The following is a 17,973-nucleotide window of genomic DNA, read 5'->3' as shown; positions in this document are numbered from 1 at the left end:
GGAGCGTGGGGGCACCGTCACCAGGTGACCGGCAGCGCCAGCGGATAGCGCCAGATGGACGTGGTGTTCCACGCCAGCTCCGCGGCCGGCTTCGCCAGCGCGATCCTGGGGAAGCGCTCCAGCAGGGTCCCGAGGGCGACTTCGAGTTCGGTGATGGCCAGCGGCGCGCCGAGGCAGTGGTGCGCGCCCCAGCCGAAGGTCATGTGGGAGGGGCTGGTCCGCTCCAGGTCCAGCTCGTCGGGCCGGTCGAACCGGCGGCCGTCCCGGTTGGCCGTCAGGTAGGAGACGTGCACGATGTCCCCCGCCGGGATCGTCACCCCGCTCAGCTCCACGTCCTCAAGGGCCACCCGGGGGATGCCGACGCCCTTGCGGAAGGGGATGAAGCGCAGCAGCTCCTGGAGCGTCCGGGAGAGCGTCTCGGGCCGCTCGCGCAGTGCGGCGAGCACGTCGGGGCGGCTGAGGATGGTGTACGAGAGGTTGCCGAGCTCGTACGTCGTGGTGTCCTGGCCCGTGATCAGCAGGACCATGGCCATCACGGTGAGTTCCTTCTCGTCGAGGACCTCGTCGCCGTCGCGGGCCGTGGCCAGCACGCTGATCAGGTCGTCGCCGGGGTTCCTGCGCCGTTCGGCGGTCAGCTCGGCGAAGTACGCCCGCAGGTCGGCCTTGGCCCGTACCGCGTTCGGCTTGTTGGCCAGGCTCACGTCCATCATCGTCCGGGCGTTGGCGCGCAGCCGGGCGCTGTCGGCCTCGGGGATCTCCAGGACCTCGCAGATCGTGATCAGCGGGAGCGGGTGGGCCAGGTGCTCCATGAGGTCGGCCGGGGGCCCCTGGTCCCGCATGCGGTCCAGCAGCCCGTTCACCACGTGCTGGGTGCGGTCCCTCATCCGCTCGATGTGGTCGGGGGTGAAGCCCTTGGACACCAGGCTGCGCAGGCGGGCGCTGGCGGGAGGGTCCATGACGTTGATCGCCTCGGCCTGGACGATCGGCTCGGGGGTCATCCGCGGGAAGTCCCGGCCGACGATGGCGTGGCGGCTGAACCGCCGGTCGGTGGTGACCGTGCGCACGTCGTCGTACCCCGTGACGAGCCAGGCCTCCCCCTCGCCGTAGGGGAGGCGGATGCGGCTGACCGGTGCGTCGTTCATGAGCTGCCGGAGCGTCGGGTCGAACTCTAGGGTCTCGGCGAAGTCGAACGGGCAGTTCCGTGCGCTGGAGTCGGTGGACATGCGGACCTCCAGGTCTGGGCCGCGCGGGCCGGATGGGGGGAGGCGGACGGAATGCACCGGTACCCGATCGGTCGGCCGCACACACCGACGGACGGGCGAGAGCGCCGGTAATTCATCCGGTCTGATCAGCGGCTCGGCTCCGCCCGCGCCGGGGCCTGCCACCGGTCCGCTGGTCCGTGGCAGGCCCCGACCCCGGATGCCTCAGCCCTTCCCGGCGGCCCGGTTCTCCCCGGTGGCCCGATGCCCGTGCCGGAAGAGCGGGGCGCGGGTGTCGAAGGGCACGTCCTCGCGGGAGGAGGCGACGGCGGCGTCCGAGCGGGGGAGGTCGAACGGGAGCGTCGCGGTCATCGGAGCCCGGCCGAGCGCGGCGTCCAGCACGACCTCGTCCGCGGCGCCGAACTCGCCGATCAGCAGCACCGCGTGCGGGGCGAGCGGGGTGAGCACGGCGGGCCGCTCCAGCTGGGCGGCGAACACCGTGGGCACGGTGGCGGCCAGCGCGGTGAGGCGGTCGACCTCGGCCGACTCGAACTCCAGCGAGCCGCTGTGGAAGTGCTGCTCCAGCAGCCCTTCGCGCCGCTCGTACGGGGTGGCGAGGCGGATCACGGCCAGCTCGGCCCGCTCCGGCTCCTCGACGAGGGTGCCGTACCCGGCGGCGACGGCGGGGTCGACGCCCTCGACGTACAGCCGGGTGGCGGTGCGCGGCTCGCCGGCCAGGTGGACCACCGAGCGGCGCTGGACCTCGCGGCCGAGCGCCCGGCCCTCCGGGGTGCCGACCAGGTCGGCGGCGGCCTCCGGGTCGACGTACGGGTCGGCGAAGAGGCCGAGGCGGAACTTGTCGCGCAGGATGCGGCGGACCGACTCGTCGAGCCGGGCCTCGGTGACGGCGCCGGAACGGACGGCGGCCAGGATCAGCTCCGGGTCCGTCTCGCCGCCGAGCTGGTCGGCGCCCGCGTCCAGGGTGAGCACGACCTGCTCGGCGACGGACAGCTCCTCGACGCCCCAGTGCCGCGGGGGCAGCGTGACCACTCCGGGGACGTCCATGCCGGTGATGGCGTTGAAGTCGGTGCAGACCACGCCGTCGAAGCCGTAGCGCCCGCGCAGCAGGCCGGTGATGACGTCCCGGTTGAAGTTGGCGCCGACCTCGGCGAGGCCGCTGCCGGAGGGGATCGCGTAGGCGGGCATGATCTGCGCGGTGCCCGCGGCGAAGGCGGCCTCGAAGGGGCGCAGGTGGGTCTCGAACTCGCCGCCGGGGTAGACCAGTCGGCGGCCGGCGGCGAAGTGGGAGTCCTCGCCGGCGGCCTGCGGGCCGCCGCCGGGGAAGTGCTTGGTCATGCAGGCGACGCTGTCCGGGCCGATCGGCCCGCCCTGGAGACCCTCGATGTAGGCGGTGATCATCCGCGAGGCGCGCTCCGGGTCCTCCCCGAAGGTGCCGCTGATCCGGGCCCAGCGGGGCTCGGTGGCGAGGTCGGCCATCGGGTGGATGGCGACCCGGATGCCGACGGCGCACAGCTCGCGGCGGATCAGGTCGGCGTAGCGCCGCACCAGGTCGGGGTCGTCGGTGGCGGCGAGTCCGATCGGCTCGGGGCCGGTGCTGAAGCCGCCACCGGTGTGGGCGGTGGCCGGGTTGGCGGTGAAGCCGTGCCGGGGGTCGGAGGAGAGGGTGACGGGGATGCCCAGCCGGCCGACCGCGGCGAGGTCCTGGACGTGGTTGTTCCACTCGGCCATCGCGCGCGGGTCGGGGACGGCCATCATGGCGAAGTGGGTGAGGCCGCGCTCGGTGATCAGGCGGGCGCCGGAGGGGAACGGGCCCTGGTCGCCGGGGAGCATCCGGCCGTGCAGCATCAGCGCGGCCTTCTCCTGCAAGGTCATCCGGGTGAGGAGGTCCTCGACCCGCTCCTCGACGGGCAGCCGCGGGTCCTCGTAGGGCTCCATGGTGCCGTTGTGGTTGAGGTCGCGGAAGGGCGTGCCGTCGGTGTGCCGCAGCAGGGTCAGCATGCCGTCACCTCGGCGGTGTTCGACGCGGCGGTACGGGCCTCGGTGCTGGCGGCGGTACCGGCCTCGGTGCTGGCGGCGGCGCGGGCGGCGGCCTTGGCGCGGAAGCCGTCCAGGGTCTCGGCGGTGACCCCGCAGGCGGTCAGGAAGCCCTCGGCGCCGCCGTGCTTGGCGCGGACCAGGTCGAGGAAGGTGCTCATCGCCCCGGCGGGCGCCTCCAGCAGCGGGGCGGGGACGACCAGCCGGCCGGCCTCGACCTCGTTGAGGGCGGCGCGGTTGCGGTCGGCGAGGCCGGCCCAGATCTGCTCGATCGCCTCGTTGGTGCGGGCGTAGTCGGCGACGATCTCCTCGGCGGGCACCCCGAGCAGCTCCAGCAGCAGCGCGGTGAGCAGCCCGGTGCGGTCCTTGCCGGCCGCGCAGTGCACCAGCACGCCGCCCGGGCGGACGGTGGCCTCGGCGGCGGCGGCCAGCCCCTGCGGCGCGGACTCGGCCATCAGCAGGTAGAAGGCGCCGAGGTCCTCGGCGGTGGTCATGGCCCGCATGGCCTGCGCCAGTTCGTCGTTGGTCGGCTCGATCCGGGCGAGGACGACGGCGATGCCGGCGGCCTCGGCGGCGGCCCAGTCCTCGGGGCGGCTCTCGGACTCGCCCCGGAGGTCGACGATGGTGGTGATGCCGTGCTCGCGCAGCTGGGCGACGACGGCCTCGTCGGCGGCGGGGAAGGGCTGGGCGGAGCGGAACAGGGTGCCGGGGCGGATCCACCGGCTCGCGGGGTCGGCGAGCGCTGCGGGGTCGCGGAAGTTGACCAGGGACATGCGGGGGGCCTTTCAGGAAGTGCGAAGCAGGTGGTGAAGGTGTGCGGCGGGCCGCACGAGGGGGAGAGAAAGGGCAGGGCCGGCGGCGAAAGGGCGCGCGGTGCCGTCCGGACGGCCGGCGGCATCGCCCAGTGGTGACGGGGTGTAGGGGTGACGGGGTGACGGGGTGTAGGGGTGTCGGCTCGGGTCAGCCGGTGGTGTCGAGCACGTCCCGGTAGGCCTTGTGCCAGTCGGCCACCGTGCCGGTCTCGGACGCGATCAGGACGTGGTGGCGCACCATGCCGCCGAACTGCGCGCCGAGCGCGGTCGGACGCAGGTCGGTGGCCGGGTCCACGCCGAGCCGCTCGGCCGCGATGGTGACGGTGCGTTCGGTGAAGCTGTCGATCACGACCACGGCGTAGTTGTGCACGGAACCCTGCACCTCGATCAGGCTCCGGCGCAGCCGGCGGCGGCGCTCGGTGTGCTCGACGGGCTCTTCCAGCCGGCCGCCGGTGGCGGTCAGCGCGTGGTCGAGCGCGGCCCAGAGCGGGAGTTCGGCGGGGGCGGCGGCGAAGGCGTCGAGGATGGCCTGGCCGAAGTCCCAGCCGAACAGCAGAGCCTCCTTGGCCGGGTAGTAGCGGAAGAACGTGCGGTGGGCGATGTCGGCGCGGCGGCAGATCTGGTCCACGGTGGTGCGCTCGAACCCCTGCTCCTCGAAGAGGTCGAGCGCCGCGGTGCGGATGGTGTCGCGGGTGCGCGCCTTCTTGCGGTCGCGCATGCCCTGCTCCGCCGCGGTGTCCGTCCCCTGCATGGTTCTTCCGTTTCCTCTCGGTGAGTTGAGTGTGGATGGGGCCGCCGAGGGGGCGGCTGTCAGTACCGAATCACGTCCGACCGTGCTCGCTCAAGGCGAGCGCCGACTCTTCCGGGTTCCGTCATCTGAAATTTGCACAACTGCCTTTTGGCAGTACTGCCACTTCCGGAATGGTGTGGGGCGTCGGCGGTCGCACTCCCCCAGGCCGCCCCCACTCCCCCGAACCGAGGAACCATGAAGCGGCACACCCACCTCCTGGTAGCGGCGGCCTGCACGGCCGCGCTCACCCTCACCGCCTGCTCCGCCTCCGACGACGCGGTCTCCGGCTCCGGCGCCGGGAACACCGGCGCGGCGAACGACGGGCCTGCCGTGGACGGCGGCACGCTCAAGATCGGCCTGGACCGGCCGTTCGCCAAGCTCGACCCGGCCGACGGCACCCTGACCTCGATGCCGATGATGGTCCTCGCCAACGCCCTGTACGACCCGCTGATGGTCAACGGCGACAACGGCGCCGTCCAGCCCTACCTCGCCAAGTCCTTCACCCCCAACGCGGACGCCACGGTCTGGACCCTCGACCTGCACGAGGGCGTGAAGTTCGGCGACGGCAAGCCGCTGGACGCCCAGGCCGTCGCCGACCACGTCACCCGGCTCGCCAAGCCGGAGAGCAAGTGCGCCTGCGCCATCGACGCAGCCACCATCGGCGCCACCACCGTCTCCGGCCCGACCACCCTCACCTTCACCCTCAAGGCGCCCGACGCCGCCTTCCCGAACATATTCACCCGCTCCCTCGGCTACGTCTCCGAGGCCCCGGCCGGCGACTCCCCCGCCGTCGGCTCCGGCCCGTACACCGTGGAGAGCGTGCAACCCGGAGTCTCCGTCACCCTCACCCGCAACCCCGCGTACTGGGGCGCCAAGGGCCACGCCGACAAGCTCGTCTACCGGGTGCTCACCGACACCGACAGCCGCTACCAGTCGCTGCGCTCCGGCGACACCGACCTGATCTGGACCGAGACGCCCGGCCAGCTCAAGCAGGCCGCCGCCGACGGGCTGCGCAGCGCCACCGGGCCCGGCGGCACCACCACCATGGTCTTCAACACCGCGTCGACGCCCTTCGACGACGTGCGGGTCCGCCGGGCCGTGCAGTACGCGATCGACCGCGAGGCCCTGGAGAAGGTCGTCTCCCTCGACCAGGGCAAGGTCTCGGACGGCCCGATCGGCTCCCGCTCCCCGTACCGCACCGCCGCCGGGTACCCGGCCCACGACCCGGCCAAGGCCCGGGACCTGCTCGCCGAGTCCGGCCACCCCGACCTCGCCTTCGACTACCTCGTCGACAGCCGCCCCGAGGGCCAGCAGCGCGCCACCGTGATCCAGCAGATGCTCGGTGAGGCCGGGATCAAGGTGACCATCAAGCCTCTCGACGCCGCGGGCCTGGGCACCGCGATGCTCCAGCGCAAGTTCCAGGTGATCGACTTCCCCACCAGCATGTTCGGCGACACCGACACCGCGCTCACCAATCTCTACCTGTCCAACTCGCCCTACAACTTCATGAGTTGGTCCGACCCGGAGACCTCGAAGGCGATCGCCGAGGGCCGCGCCTCGACCGACCCCGCCAAGCGTGCGGCCGCCTACCAGCAGGCCGCCCGGCGGGTCGTCGGCGAGGTGCCGATGGCCTTCCTCACCGAGAACACCGTCGGCTTCCTCGCCGGCGCCAAGGTCGGCGGACTGCCCGACCTGTCCAAGCGCACCGTCCTCAACGTCTCCCCCGCCCCCCTGTGGGTGAAGCGGTGACCCCCCGCACCAGCACCGCGCTGCGCCACGGCGGGCGGCTCGGCCGCGCCGCGGCCGTGCTGCTGCTGGTCACCGTCGCCGCCCTGTACCTGCCCCACCTGATGCCGGGCTCCCCCGCCGTCGCCGCCCTCGGCCCCACCGCCACCCCCGAACAGATCTCCGCCTACGAGGCCGGGCTCGGCCTGGACCGCAATCTGTTCGCCGCCACCTGGCAGTGGATCGCCGACGCCCTGCACGGCGACCTCGGCCACTCGCTGTCCACCGGAGCCGCCGTCACCACCGAACTCGCCGACCGCATCCCCGTCACCCTCGAACTCTTCCTCGCCGCCCAGCTGGTGGCGCTCGCCCTGGCCGTGCCCGTCGCCCTGCTCTCCGCCTGGCGGCCCGGCGGCACCTTCGACCGGATCGCCACCGCCGGCACCTTCGGCTGGCTCGCCGTCCCCGGCTTCGCCCTCGGCCTGCTGCTCATCTGGCTCGCCGCCGTCCAACTGCGCATCCTGCCCGCCACCGGCTGGACCCCGTTCACCGAGGACCCGGCCGAGAACCTGCGCCACCTGGTGCTGCCCGCCCTCACCCTCGGCCTCACCGAGGCCGCCGTGTTCACCCGCACCCTGCGCGGACAACTGCTCGACACCCTCGACCAGCCGTACATCGCCGCCGCCCGCAGCCGCGGCATGGGCACCACCCGGCTGCTGCTGCGCCGCGCCCTGCGACCGTCCAGCCTGCCGCTGGTCACCCTGGTCGGCATCGGCATCGGCACCTCGCTGGGCGGCTCGGTGCTGGTCGAGTCGCTGTTCGCGGTGCCCGGCGTCGGCAGCCTGGCCGCCGGGGCCATCTCCGGCCGGGACTTCCCCGTCGTCCAGGCCGTGGTGGTGGTCAGCGCCGTCGGCGTGGTCGCGGCCACCTTCGCGGTCGACCTGCTGTACCGCACGATCGACCCGAGGATCGCCCATGAGCACCGCTGAGACCCCAGTCGTGACCGTCGAGACGGTCGCGGCGCGCACCGCCCGCCGCCGGCCCCCCGCCGGCGTGCTCGCCGCCGGGGCCTGGCTGGCCGTCGTCGCCCTCGCCGCCCTGCTGCTGCCCCTGCTGCCCGGCTTCGACCCGCTGCACGGCGACTTCGCCCACCCCGCCGCCGCCCCCGGCCCCGGCCACTGGCTGGGCACCGACAGCGCCGGACGGGACGTCCTGCAACGCACCGTCGCCGGCGCCCGCGCCTCCTTCACCGTCGCCGCCCTCACCATCCTGGTCGGCCTACTCGGCGGCGGAACGCTCGGCCTCGCCGCCGGCTGGTTCCGCGGCCCGCTCGACAAGGCGATCGGCTTCGCGACCGACCTGCTGATGTCCGTGCCCAGCCTGATCCTGGTGATGATCGCGGTCTCGCTGCGCGGCCCCAGCCTCACCGTGATCGGCACGCTGATCGGGCTGTTCACCGTCCCGCACTTCACCCGGGTGGTGCGCGCCGTCGTGCTCTCGCTCAGCGAACGCGGCTTCGTCCAGGCCGCCCGCATGCTCGGCACCGCCCCGCTGCGCGTCCTGCGCCGCGAGATCGTCCCGCACGTCGCGCCGGCCGCCCTCACCTTCGCCTTCACCGCCACCACCGTCGCCATCGTCGCCGAGGGCTCGCTCAGCTTCCTCGGCTTCGGGCTGCGCCCGCCGGAGCCCTCCTGGGGCGGCATCATCGCCGAGGGGCGCACGGCCCTCGGCAGCGCGCCGTGGATCTCGCTGGCGCCCGCGGCCGTGCTCTGCCTGACCGTCCTCGCCCTCAACTACCTCGGGGAGCACCTGCGTTCGGGTGGTCCCGCCGGCCCGAAGGGAGCGCGCGGATGACCTCCGCCCCCGACCTCGACGAACCCGCCCTGGACGTCCCCGCCCTCGACGTCCCGGTGCTCGACGTCCGCTCGCTGGACACCGTCCTGCACACCCCCGACGGCCGTGCCCTGCACGTCCTGCACGGCGTCAGCCTCACCATCGCGGCCGGCGAGTGCCTCGGCGTGGTCGGCGAGTCCGGCTCCGGCAAGTCCGTGCTCGCCCGCGCCGTCCTCGGCGTCGAGTCCCGCACCACCAGGGCCGTCGCCACCGGCGAGATCCGGCTGAACGGCGAGGACCTGCTCGCCGCCTCCCGCACCCGCCGCGCCGAACTGCTCGGCACCGGCATCGCCATGGTCCACCAGGACCCGATGACCTCGCTCAACCCGGTGGTCCGGATCGCCGACCAGGTCACCGAGTCCCTCACCAACCGGCGCCGGCTCTCCCGGCGCGAACGGCTGCGCACCGCCACCGAGTTGCTCGCCGCCGTCGACGTCCCCGACCCCGCCCGGCGGGCCCGCGCCCACCCGCACGAGCTCTCCGGCGGCCTGCGCCAGCGCGTCGGCATCGCCGCCGCCCTGGCCGGCGAACCCGCCCTGCTGCTCGCCGACGAACCCACCACCGCCCTCGACGTCACCGTCCAGCGCACCGTCCTGGACCTGCTCGACCAGCACCGGCGCAGCCGCGGCCTCGCCACCCTGCTGATCACCCACGACATCGGCCTGCTGTACGGGCGGGCCCGCCGGATCGCCGTCATGTACGGCGGCCGGATCGTGGAGACCGGCCCCACCGAGGCCGTCACCCGCCACCCCCGGCACCCCTACACCGCGGCCCTGCTGCGCTCCGTACCCCGGGTCACCGGCCCGCTGCGCCGCACCCTGCCCGCGATCCCCGGCTCGCCGCCCGACCTCACCCGGCCCACCCCCGGCTGCCCCTTCGCCCCGCGCTGCGAACTGGCGACGGACCTGTGCACCACGACCGCGCCGCCCACCCACACCGCGGCGGACGGCCATACCGCCGCCTGCCACTTCCCGCTCACCGCGCCGCCTGACGCGCCGTCGCCCTCGCCCTCGCCCTCACCCGACGAACTGGAGCCCGCGGCATGACCACCGCCCCCGACGCCGCTGCCCCCGAAGCCGTCGCTCCCGGCGCCGCCGCTCCCGGAACGGCCGTCCTGGAGGCCACCGGCCTCAGCGTCGTCCACCGCACCCGCTCCGGCCCGCTGCACGCCGTCAGCGGCGTCGACCTGGCCCTCCACCCGCGCCGCACCCTCGCCCTGGTCGGCGAGTCCGGCTCCGGCAAGAGCAGCATCGCCAAGGCCCTGCTGCGGCTGCCCCCACCCACCACCGGCACCGTCACCCTCGACGGCACCGACCTCGCCACCCTCTCCCCGCGCGCCCTGCGGGCCGTCCGGCCCCGCCTCCAGCTGGTGTTCCAGGACCCGCTCTCCTCCCTCAACCCGCACCGCCGGGTCCGCGACCTGGTCGCCGAACCCCTCGACGCCCACCCCGACCCGGCCCGCGACCGCGAGCAGGTCGTCACCGAGCAGCTGTCGGCCGTCGGCCTCCCGCCCGCCCTGTTCGGCGACCGCCGCCCCCACCAGCTCTCCGGCGGGCAGGCCCAACGGGTCGCCATCGCCCGGGCCCTGGCCGCCGGACCGCGCGTCCTGATCGCCGACGAGGCGGTCTCCGCCCTCGACGTCTCGGCCCAGGCCACCGTGCTCAACCTGCTGCGCGGGCTCACCGAGGAACGCGGACTGGCCGGCCTCTTCATCTCCCACGACCTCGGCGTGGTCCGCGCGGTGAGCGACGAGGTGGCTGTGCTCCAACTCGGCCGCATCTGCGAACGCGGCCCCACCGAGGCCGTCCTCGCCGCCCCGGCCCACCCCTACACCGCCGCCCTGCTCGCCGCCGTCCCCGAACCCGGCCGCCCGCTGCGCGACACCGGCCTCCTCCCCACCGACCCGCCCTCCCCCCTCGCCCCGCCCAGCGGCTGCCGCTTCCGCACCCGCTGCCCCCTGGCCGACACCCGCTGCGCCACCGAGGAACCGCAGCTGCGGGAGGTGGCACCAGGCCGCGCGGTGGCCTGCCACCGACCACTGATCGGCGCTGCCACAGCGTCCTGACCAGCCGGACGCACCACGGGCCCCCGGGCCGGGAGCCCCACTCCCACCCCAGGGGCCCTTCCCGTTCCGGCCGCGGACGGGCGGGCGCCACGGCGGCGACGGGAAGGGTTCAAGCGCAGTGCCCGACTCGGAGCACCCGCAGGTCATCGGCACCACGGAGGCCCGACGGGACGGCGCCCCCGTCGGGCTTTCACCTGGCAGGGGCACGGCCCTCGCGCGCCGTTCGCGCCCCTTCACGCCGGTGACGATTCGCGTACGCAGCCTTACCGTTGGTTGCGATCACGGGTCGCACCTGGCGACCCGGCGTACCGGAGGTCCCATCATGCGACGCCTCGTCACGACGATCGGTACCCTCATCGCCGCAGGGACGCTGGCCGTGGCCGTCCCCACGTCCGCCCAGGCCGCCACGGGCACCCTGACGTTCTACAACGTGATCTTCCCCGGCGGGTCGGGCAGCGGCCCGGGCGTGCCGTACCTCGACCCGGCCCCCGGCTGCTACGACGTACCGAGGGAGGCACAGGGGCCCCTGTCAGGCGTGAACAACGCGACGGACAGCACGGTCCGCTTCTACTGGGGCGAGGACTGCACCGGCGGGTCGCTGTTCAGCGTGTCGGCCGGCCGTTCGGTCAGGTTCAACTCGCACCCGCGCTCCTTCATGGTCGAGAGCTGACCGCAGACCCGATCGCAGCCACACCGATCCCAGGTGGCCGAAGGACGGGCGACCCGGCCAGCGGCTATTGGGGGTCCGGCCAAGGCGCCCGCGAAACCCACCCGGGGCCATCCCGGTCTCGCTCGTCGTCGAGTAGTCGCGGGGATTTTGAACGGCGGGCGACCGCAGGCCACTTCGGCCTGTCGGCCGCCCGCCGTTCGCCGTTCGCGTTCGCGCCCACGGCGGCGCTACGACCGCGATGGCGCTACGACAGCGGCAGCGCCCGCCTGAGCGCACCGAAGGCCGCGTCCAGCAGGGCGCGATGATCGGGGTCGACCGCCGCCGCACTCTCCCCCGCCAGCATCCGGCCCGCAGAGGTGAGGCAGCCGGTGCGATAGGCGGCGACGGCGAGCGCGGCGGTCAGCCGGGGCTGCGGGTCCGGCGAGGTCTGCGCGATCACCCCGGCCAGCGCGCCCTCCAGCTCCTCGACGCCTTCGCGGGCCCGCGCCCGCAGCGACGGGGAGTCCACCACGACCTGCCAGAAGGCCGTGAAGCGATCCCGCAGAGCCGCCAACGGGTAGCCCTCGTCGATGAGTTCGAGAATCAGGCGATGCAGCGCGGCGAGTGGGGACTCGGCGGCCGGGCGGTCGCGCACCGCGCTCGTGAACAGCTCGACAGCCTCCGGGATCCGGTCCAGGAAGAGGTCCTCCTTGCGCGGGAAGTAGTTGAAGACCGTCATGGTCGAGACCTCCGCCGCCTCGGCCACCTCGGCGACGGTGACCTGGTCGAACCCGCGCGCCAGGAACAGGGTGGTGGCCACGCCGGAGATCCGCTGCCGGGTCTGCACCTTCTTGCGCTGACGCATCGTGAGGTTCCGGGACTGCGGTTCGTCGCCGGCGTCTGGGGTCCTGGCTACATCCATGACCGAAATTATACCCACCACAGATTTTTAGTGACTACAGTGAAGTCATGAACACGGACATGAACACGGACATGAGCACAGACGCAGGCACCGACGTAGGCACGGACGCAGGCACGGACTACGACGTGGTGGTGGCGGGCGGCGGGCCGGTCGGGCTGATGCTGGCCTGCGAGATCCGGCTCGCCGGAACCTCGGTGCTGGTCATCGAACGACTCACCGAGGTGGACCAGACGGTCAAGGCGGGCGCCATCAACACGCCCAGCGTGGAGGCCTTCTACCGGCGCGGGCTGCTCCCGGCGCTCGAAGAGATCCACGCGCAGGCAATGGAGAAGTTCGCCCAGTTCACCCGGCAGCGCCGCCCGGGCGGGCCGCCCACCAACGGCGAAGTGCCCGCCGACAGCGCAGTGCCCACGCGGGCGCCGCAGCGGATCGCCGGGCACTTCGCCGGAATCATGCTGAGCTTCGACCGCTTCGACCCCGCCGACGACCCCGACTTCGCCGACCGCGGCCCCGTCGACAAGGCCGCCCTCGTCCCGCAGGCCGCCCTGGAGCACGTGCTCGGCGAGCGAGCGGCCGAGCTGGGCGTCGAGCTGCGCCGGGGCGTGGAGTTGACCGGCTTCGACACCGACGAGCACGGGGTGACCGTGCACACCGACGGCGGTGCGCCGATCCGAACCGGCTGGCTGGTCGGGTGCGACGGCGGCCGCAGCACGGTGCGCCGGCTCGCCGGGTTCGACTTCCCCGGCACGGCCCCGGAGATCACCGGCCACCAGGCGATAGTGGAGATGACCGGCTCCGAGGCCCTGGGCGCCGGCTGGAACCGGACCTCGGTCGGGACGTACGTGCACGGGCCGGTGCCGGGCCGGATCCTCACCGTGGAGTTCGACGGTCCGCCCGCGGACCGCCAGTCGCCGGTCACCACCGAGGAGTTGCAGGCCAGCCTGCGCAACGTCAGCGGCGTGGACGTGACGATCACCAAGGTGCACAGCGCGACCCGCTTCACGGACAACGCCCGCCAGGCGAGCACCTACCGCGCGGGCCGGGTGCTGCTGGCCGGCGACGCGGCGCACGTGCACTCCCCGTTCGGCGGCCAGGGGCTCAACCTCGGCATCGGCGACGCGATCAACCTCGGCTGGAAGCTCGCCGCCACCGTGCAGGGCTGGGCGCCGGAGGGCCTGCTGGACAGCTACACCGCCGAGCGGCACCCGATCGGCGCCTGGGTCCTGGACTGGACGAGGGCGCAGGTCGCGCTGATGCGGCCCGAGCCGGGCAGCGGCGCGCTGCGCAACGTCGTCGCCCAGCTGGCCGACACCGCGGCCGGGACGACCTACTTCGTCAAGCAGCTCTCCGGCGTGTGGCAGCGCTACGACCTGCCCGGCGAACACCCGCTGGTGGGCCGCAGCGCACCGGACCTCGCACTCGCCGACGGCAGCAAACTGGCCGACCACCTGCACGACGGCCGCGCGCTGCTGCTGGACCTCACCGACGACCCCGAGCTGCGCGCCCGCGCCGACGGCCACCGCGACCGGTTGCGGATCGTGACTTCCCCCTGCCCCGAACAGCCCACGCCGGCCGCCCTGCTGGTCCGCCCGGACGGCTTCGTCGCCTGGGCGGGCGACAGCGGTGAGGCCCCGGACGGGCTCGGCGAGGCGCTCGACAGGTGGCTCGGCGCAGCTCAGGACTGAGCTCAGGGCCGGCGCAGGACGGCGGCTGCCAGGGCGAGCGCCGGGTCAGGGTGTCGATCGCCCGGTCGAGTTCGGCGGCCTGCTGCTGGTGGCTGCCGTCGGTGACGCAGTCCTGGAAGGAAAGGTCTTCGTCCAGGACCTCCGCAAGCACATCCCCTTCACCATCACCCGCACGTGACCACCACCGCCCCGCCCACCCCGAGGGCCGCCAGGCCGGTCGCACCGCGCCCAGCGGCCTCCGGCACACCAACGGCGGACACCACCGCACCCCACTTCCCACACGGCCGCATCGCAGACGCGGCGCTCCCATCTCTCCCCCCCGGCCCCCGCACATCCGCGCGACACTCACAGGTGATCTATCGTCACTTTGTGTAGGCCTCCAGGCGTACGATGTCGGGGGTTTGGGCATGGTCAGCGCCGGGGCCGTCACGGTCCCTGCGGTTCGCGTCCACTGCGGGCCGCGAGAAGGTGCCGGTCCAGCGAAGAGGAGCTTCCATGACGGGTCAGACGCCCGACGCCGCGCAGCAGCAGGTGCAGTTCCCCATCACCGAGTCGTTCACCGGCACAGCCCCGGAGAATGAGCACTGGCAGTTGCTGGGTAGCGCGCGGCTGAACGAGGGCGCCCTGGAGCTGACGCCGAACACCCCCTCGAAGGCGGGTACGGCGTTCCTGGACCAACCGTTCTCCTCCTCGCTCGGGGTGAGCATCGACTTCGACTACTCCTGTGAGGGCGGCGGGGCCCAGGGTCTCGGGGACGGGTTCAGCCTCTACCTGATCGACGGGAGCCGTACCACGCAGCCCGGGGCCCGCGGCGGGGCGCTGGGCTACTCCTACATCAAGGACGGCTCGGTCAACCTTCCCGGCGTCACTGCCGGCTATGTGGGCGTCGGCTTCGACAACTTCGGGAACTTCGCCGCCCCCTCATGCGGCCCCGGCGGTCCCGGCCGCAGCCCCGACACTGTGGGTGTGCGCGGCTCCGGGGACCTGCTCACGGGCTTCGCCTGGCTGGCCGGTGTCGAGGTGCCGGGTGGGTTCCGGGGCGGCTGGGGGGTGGGGGCCCATCTGCAGGTGACCGTCATCGGCGGGCGCCTGACGGTGCGGCGCTCCAGCACCTCGGACCCCAACGGCGCGGTGCTGATCGACAATCTCGACCTGGCCGCCGGCCCGGGCCAGGTGCAGATGCCCGCGACGTTCAAGCTCGGGTTCGGCGCCGGCACCGGCGGGGCCACCGCCGCCCACCGCATCCGCAACCTCACCGTCGCCCTGCCCGTCGCCATGCCGCTGGAGATGAGCGGCCCGCTGACCGCCAAGGCCGGCCATCGGATCTCCTACACCATCGGCGTCCAGAACCACGGGCCCAACGACGCCCCCGACGCCGTCGTGCGCGGCGACGTCCCCGTCCAGTTGCTCGACGTGGAGGTGACATGCCGCGGGGAGAACGGCGCGGTGTGCGGCCCGGGAACCGCTACCGACGGCGAACTCCACCAGCCGCTCAGCCTGCCCAAGGGCAGCAAGGCGGTGATCACCTTGAGGGGCACCGTCGACCCTCACCACGAAGGCGACTTCACCGCCACGAGCCGGATCACCTCCGCCACCCGCGCCAATACCGCGGCCCAGCAGTCCGGCCAGGTCACCACCACTGCCGAACTGCCGCTGATCACCGTCGGCCAGAAGATCGCCGGGCAGTGGGACCAGACCTGGCCCGAGGACGCCAAGGGTTGGCTCGTCAGCTACAACCTCACCCTGGCCGCCAACGAACACCGCGTGACAGCCTGGGAGATCGCCTTCGACGTCCCCGCGCGCACCCGCGTCAACCCCCAGCAGACCCAGTGGTACCGGGTCATCAAGGACGGCCTGGAGGGAACGGTCGTCCTTGGGTCCCCCAACGACGGCTCCCACACCATCGACCCCGGCACCCCGCTGCCCGTCGACGTCCAGATCCTCTACCCCTCCCAGTCCGACGCCGGCGACGGCCGCCTCCGCGGCCTCTACGCCGTCGAGGTCGAGAACCCCTAACCCCGCAGAAGCAGCACCCGGACCGGATCCGCCTCGCAGCAGTGCATCCGCCCGCGAGGCGGATCCGGCACAGCTACCCGCAGCCCGACCTGCCGGTCACGCCCGTGCGAGCCGCCATTTGCACCCGGCGCTCTGCGCCAACGCGCGGTGGATTCGCCCGCCGACGCAGTCCTCCACCACTGGGGGCGGGTGGGGCTGCCGTAAGGCAGCCCCACCCGCCCGGGCCTCTGCTACATCTGGCCCTGGTCCATCAAGCCGCCGGCGCGCGTCCGTGCCTGCGTTCCGAGTGCCTGGTCGGCGGTATCCGCAATGGGGTCGGAGCCGTCGTCCTGCGGGTCTGCGACCCTGTGGACGACCAGTTCGGGCTGCTCGTCGACGTACTCTTCGGGCTCGGGCATGGGGTTCTCCTTCTTCGGGGCGTCAAGCACCTGGACCAACGAGCCGTCCGCCACCTGATGACGCCTACCGGAGGCAACTGGCTGGCAGCCGGTCTGTGCGGACTGACGGCGACCGTCCCTCGGAGAGCCCGATCGCTCTCGCGCTCCGCCGGGCGATGGCCCGCTCCTCGGCGTGAACGAGAGGCATTGACAGCCCGGCGGCCTCCAGAAGTCGGTGGAATCCGGGGACCGCGCCCGTGCTACTTGCCGACCGCGTAGACGATCACCCTGCACTGCCGCTGCACGATGGCAGCGCGGCCAGAGGTGGTGGTTGTCAGTGCTTGATGTCGATCTTCCCCTGTCCGCCCATGGCGCCGACGCCCATCTCCGCTCCGCCACCGACAAACGAACCGATGTACTCGCCGTCCAGGCCCCACAGGTTGATGTTGAACATGGCCGCGGTGGTGGTCGCCTCGAAGCGGGTGGTCCAGCCCGCGTAGTCGGACAGGTGGCCGTTGGTCCACAGGGTGCCCCAGACGTCTCCGCCTCCGACGCTCAGGCCGCCTCCGGCACCGGTGATCTCGTACTCGACGCCCTTCTCGTCGGTGAAGTCCCCGGAGAAACCGCCCCCGAGGACCGAGAAGGAGTGCACGGACCCGGAGTAGGAGAACTTCTTGGGGACGATCACCGCTTGCCCGGCGATCAGGTCGGGGTCGATAGCCCGCCGGGCTGTGATCAGGTCGAGGTGGGACTCGGCGGCCCGGCTGTAGTGCTCGGCCAGTTGCGGGTGGGCGGTGTCGTGAATGCTCATGGCGAGGGGTCCTCAATTCGTTTCACGGACGGCCCGGGCGCAGGTGCGCACGGCGGCTTGATCGTCCCAGCCCGCCCCGGACCCCGCTGCACCGAAAGGTGTGAACAGGCCATCGAACAGGCAAGGTTGGCTTCCGAATCACCCAGTCGACTTGCCCCACGCGGTTCCCACCCAGCCGGCACGGGAGGGGACGTTCAAGGGGCCGTGACAGCACTGTCCTCGCCCGGCGCGTCCGACGCGTCGGGGCTCAACCCGAACGTCCGCGCGCACCGCGGGTGGGAGATGGGCCAGTCGGCGGCTTCCTCGACTGTGCGCAGGGTGCGGGTGGCCTTGTCGGGGTCGGGGTGGCTGTTCCATCCGCAGTCGTGACCGTCAGAGACCTCGACCTGGTGGATTCCGTACTCGCGGGCGGTGTTGAGGGTGCCGGTGTTGTGGGCGACGGCGGAGCGGGCGGCGAGGGCGGCTTCGGCCCAGGCCCGGACGGGCATGCGGGCGCCGTTGCGGTAGACGACCCGGTCGAGGCGGTAGGCGGCGGCGAGCCGGTCGGCGAGGGAACGGGCTGCGGTCGTGGCGCCGGCTCGGTCGGCGGTGAGGAGGGGGAGGTCGTGGCGGACGGCGACACCGCCGCCCCCTCCGGCATGCACCGGGCTCGAAATGAACTTCCGAGGGGGCGTCGCGCAGGGCGTACAGGTCGGCGATGGCGGCCAGTTCCGCGAAGCGGGCCAGTAGCCGACGGACGGCCCGGCCGTCACCGCCGGGCACGGCCTTGGTGATCGTTTCGACCAGGGCCTCCCGTCCCGCCCTCCGGGCCGTCTCCGGTCCGACGGGCACCAGGTCTTCGACTTCTGCCTCCCCGCGCGGTGCGGCTCGCTGCTTCGGGCGCGCGGCGGCGGCTCGGGGGGTTGCCGCCGCCGCGCAGCGGAAGGTTACCTCACCCCAGAGCGTCGCAAAATCTGTGTGCGCCGGAGTAGACA

16 protein-coding genes are annotated in these 17,973 nt (G+C 73.2%); 8 read left to right on the top strand and 8 right to left on the bottom strand.

The window, feature by feature from the left end; all coding sequences use genetic code 11:
- Nucleotides 1-17: 17 nt before the first annotated feature.
- The 4 genes from AB0P03_RS25035 to AB0P03_RS25020 form a co-directional block, all read right to left on the bottom strand.
- Nucleotides 18-1,223, bottom strand: coding sequence for a cytochrome P450 (locus AB0P03_RS25035; protein ID WP_363581019.1), 1,206 nt, complete (start codon nt 1,221-1,223; stop codon nt 18-20).
- 201 nt (nt 1,224-1,424) lie between these two features.
- Nucleotides 1,425-3,218 (bottom strand): glycoside hydrolase family 3 N-terminal domain-containing protein, encoded by a 1,794-nt coding sequence (locus tag AB0P03_RS25030; protein WP_363630838.1) that lies wholly within the window; start codon nt 3,216-3,218, stop codon nt 1,425-1,427.
- The gene (locus AB0P03_RS25025) at nt 3,212-4,027 is read right to left on the bottom strand and encodes a tyrosine-protein phosphatase (protein ID WP_363581015.1); all 816 of its coding nucleotides are present in this window, start codon (nt 4,025-4,027) and stop codon (nt 3,212-3,214) included. The genes AB0P03_RS25030 and AB0P03_RS25025 overlap by 7 nt, the downstream gene beginning before the upstream one ends.
- A 187-nt stretch (nt 4,028-4,214) precedes the next feature.
- Nucleotides 4,215-4,817: a TetR family transcriptional regulator gene (locus tag AB0P03_RS25020; protein WP_363581013.1), complete on the bottom strand. Its 603-nt coding sequence runs from the start codon at nt 4,815-4,817 to the stop codon at nt 4,215-4,217.
- Between the two features lie 234 nt (nt 4,818-5,051).
- Between AB0P03_RS25020 and AB0P03_RS25015 the strand changes: the two genes are divergently transcribed.
- The 6 genes from AB0P03_RS25015 to AB0P03_RS24990 all read left to right on the top strand — a co-directional run bounded on the left by AB0P03_RS25015 (nt 5,052) and on the right by AB0P03_RS24990 (nt 11,209).
- On the top strand, nt 5,052-6,605 hold the full coding sequence (locus tag AB0P03_RS25015; RefSeq protein ID WP_363630836.1) for an ABC transporter substrate-binding protein: 1,554 nt from the start codon (nt 5,052-5,054) through the stop codon (nt 6,603-6,605).
- Complete coding sequence (locus AB0P03_RS25010) at nt 6,602-7,570, top strand: ABC transporter permease (RefSeq protein ID WP_363630834.1); 969 nt, start codon at nt 6,602-6,604, stop codon at nt 7,568-7,570. Before AB0P03_RS25015 ends, AB0P03_RS25010 begins: the two co-directional genes overlap by 4 nt.
- Nucleotides 7,557-8,435, top strand: coding sequence for an ABC transporter permease (locus AB0P03_RS25005; RefSeq protein ID WP_363581007.1), 879 nt, complete (start codon nt 7,557-7,559; stop codon nt 8,433-8,435). The genes AB0P03_RS25010 and AB0P03_RS25005 overlap by 14 nt, the downstream gene beginning before the upstream one ends.
- Nucleotides 8,432-9,520, top strand: a complete 1,089-nt coding sequence (locus AB0P03_RS25000; RefSeq protein WP_363630832.1) for an ABC transporter ATP-binding protein — start codon at nt 8,432-8,434, stop codon at nt 9,518-9,520. The genes AB0P03_RS25005 and AB0P03_RS25000 overlap by 4 nt, the downstream gene beginning before the upstream one ends.
- Nucleotides 9,517-10,539 (top strand): ABC transporter ATP-binding protein, encoded by a 1,023-nt coding sequence (locus AB0P03_RS24995; protein WP_363630830.1) that lies wholly within the window; start codon nt 9,517-9,519, stop codon nt 10,537-10,539. The genes AB0P03_RS25000 and AB0P03_RS24995 overlap by 4 nt, the downstream gene beginning before the upstream one ends.
- Nucleotides 10,540-10,861: 322 nt before the next feature.
- Nucleotides 10,862-11,209 carry a hypothetical protein gene (locus AB0P03_RS24990; RefSeq protein ID WP_363581001.1) on the top strand — a complete coding sequence of 116 codons (348 nt, stop codon included), beginning with the start codon at nt 10,862-10,864 and terminating at the stop codon, nt 11,207-11,209.
- Between the two features lie 244 nt (nt 11,210-11,453).
- On the opposite strand, the gene AB0P03_RS24985 is transcribed toward AB0P03_RS24990, so the two are convergent.
- Nucleotides 11,454-12,110, bottom strand: a complete 657-nt coding sequence (locus tag AB0P03_RS24985; RefSeq protein ID WP_363580999.1) for a TetR/AcrR family transcriptional regulator — start codon at nt 12,108-12,110, stop codon at nt 11,454-11,456.
- A 71-nt stretch (nt 12,111-12,181) separates the two neighbouring features.
- On the opposite strand from AB0P03_RS24985, the gene AB0P03_RS24980 reads away from it, so the two are divergent.
- Together AB0P03_RS24980 and AB0P03_RS24975 are read left to right on the top strand one after the other, a co-directional pair.
- Nucleotides 12,182-13,795 carry an FAD-dependent oxidoreductase gene (locus AB0P03_RS24980; protein WP_363630828.1) on the top strand — a complete coding sequence of 538 codons (1,614 nt, stop codon included), beginning with the start codon at nt 12,182-12,184 and terminating at the stop codon, nt 13,793-13,795.
- Nucleotides 13,796-14,290: 495 nt separating this feature from the next.
- On the top strand, nt 14,291-15,811 hold the full coding sequence (locus tag AB0P03_RS24975) for a hypothetical protein (RefSeq protein ID WP_363580995.1): 1,521 nt from the start codon (nt 14,291-14,293) through the stop codon (nt 15,809-15,811).
- A gap of 230 nt (nt 15,812-16,041) precedes the next feature.
- Here AB0P03_RS24975 and AB0P03_RS24970 read toward each other — a convergent pair whose 3' ends face one another.
- The 3 genes from AB0P03_RS24970 to AB0P03_RS24960 form a co-directional block, all read right to left on the bottom strand.
- On the bottom strand, nt 16,042-16,209 hold the full coding sequence (locus AB0P03_RS24970) for a hypothetical protein (RefSeq protein WP_363580993.1): 168 nt from the start codon (nt 16,207-16,209) through the stop codon (nt 16,042-16,044).
- A 313-nt stretch (nt 16,210-16,522) separates the two neighbouring features.
- Nucleotides 16,523-16,999: a hypothetical protein gene (locus AB0P03_RS24965; protein WP_363580989.1), complete on the bottom strand. Its 477-nt coding sequence runs from the start codon at nt 16,997-16,999 to the stop codon at nt 16,523-16,525.
- Nucleotides 17,000-17,193: 194 nt separating this feature from the next.
- On the bottom strand, nt 17,194-17,643 hold the full coding sequence (locus AB0P03_RS24960; protein WP_363630827.1) for a hypothetical protein: 450 nt from the start codon (nt 17,641-17,643) through the stop codon (nt 17,194-17,196).
- Nucleotides 17,644-17,973: the final 330 nt, after the last annotated feature.

Source organism: Kitasatospora sp. NPDC088779, assembly GCF_040685395.1.
In the GTDB taxonomy this organism is placed as follows: domain Bacteria; phylum Actinomycetota; class Actinomycetes; order Streptomycetales; family Streptomycetaceae; genus Kitasatospora.
Note: the sequence above shows the minus strand (reverse complement) of the source record. Positions and strands in the feature narration are given on the sequence as shown.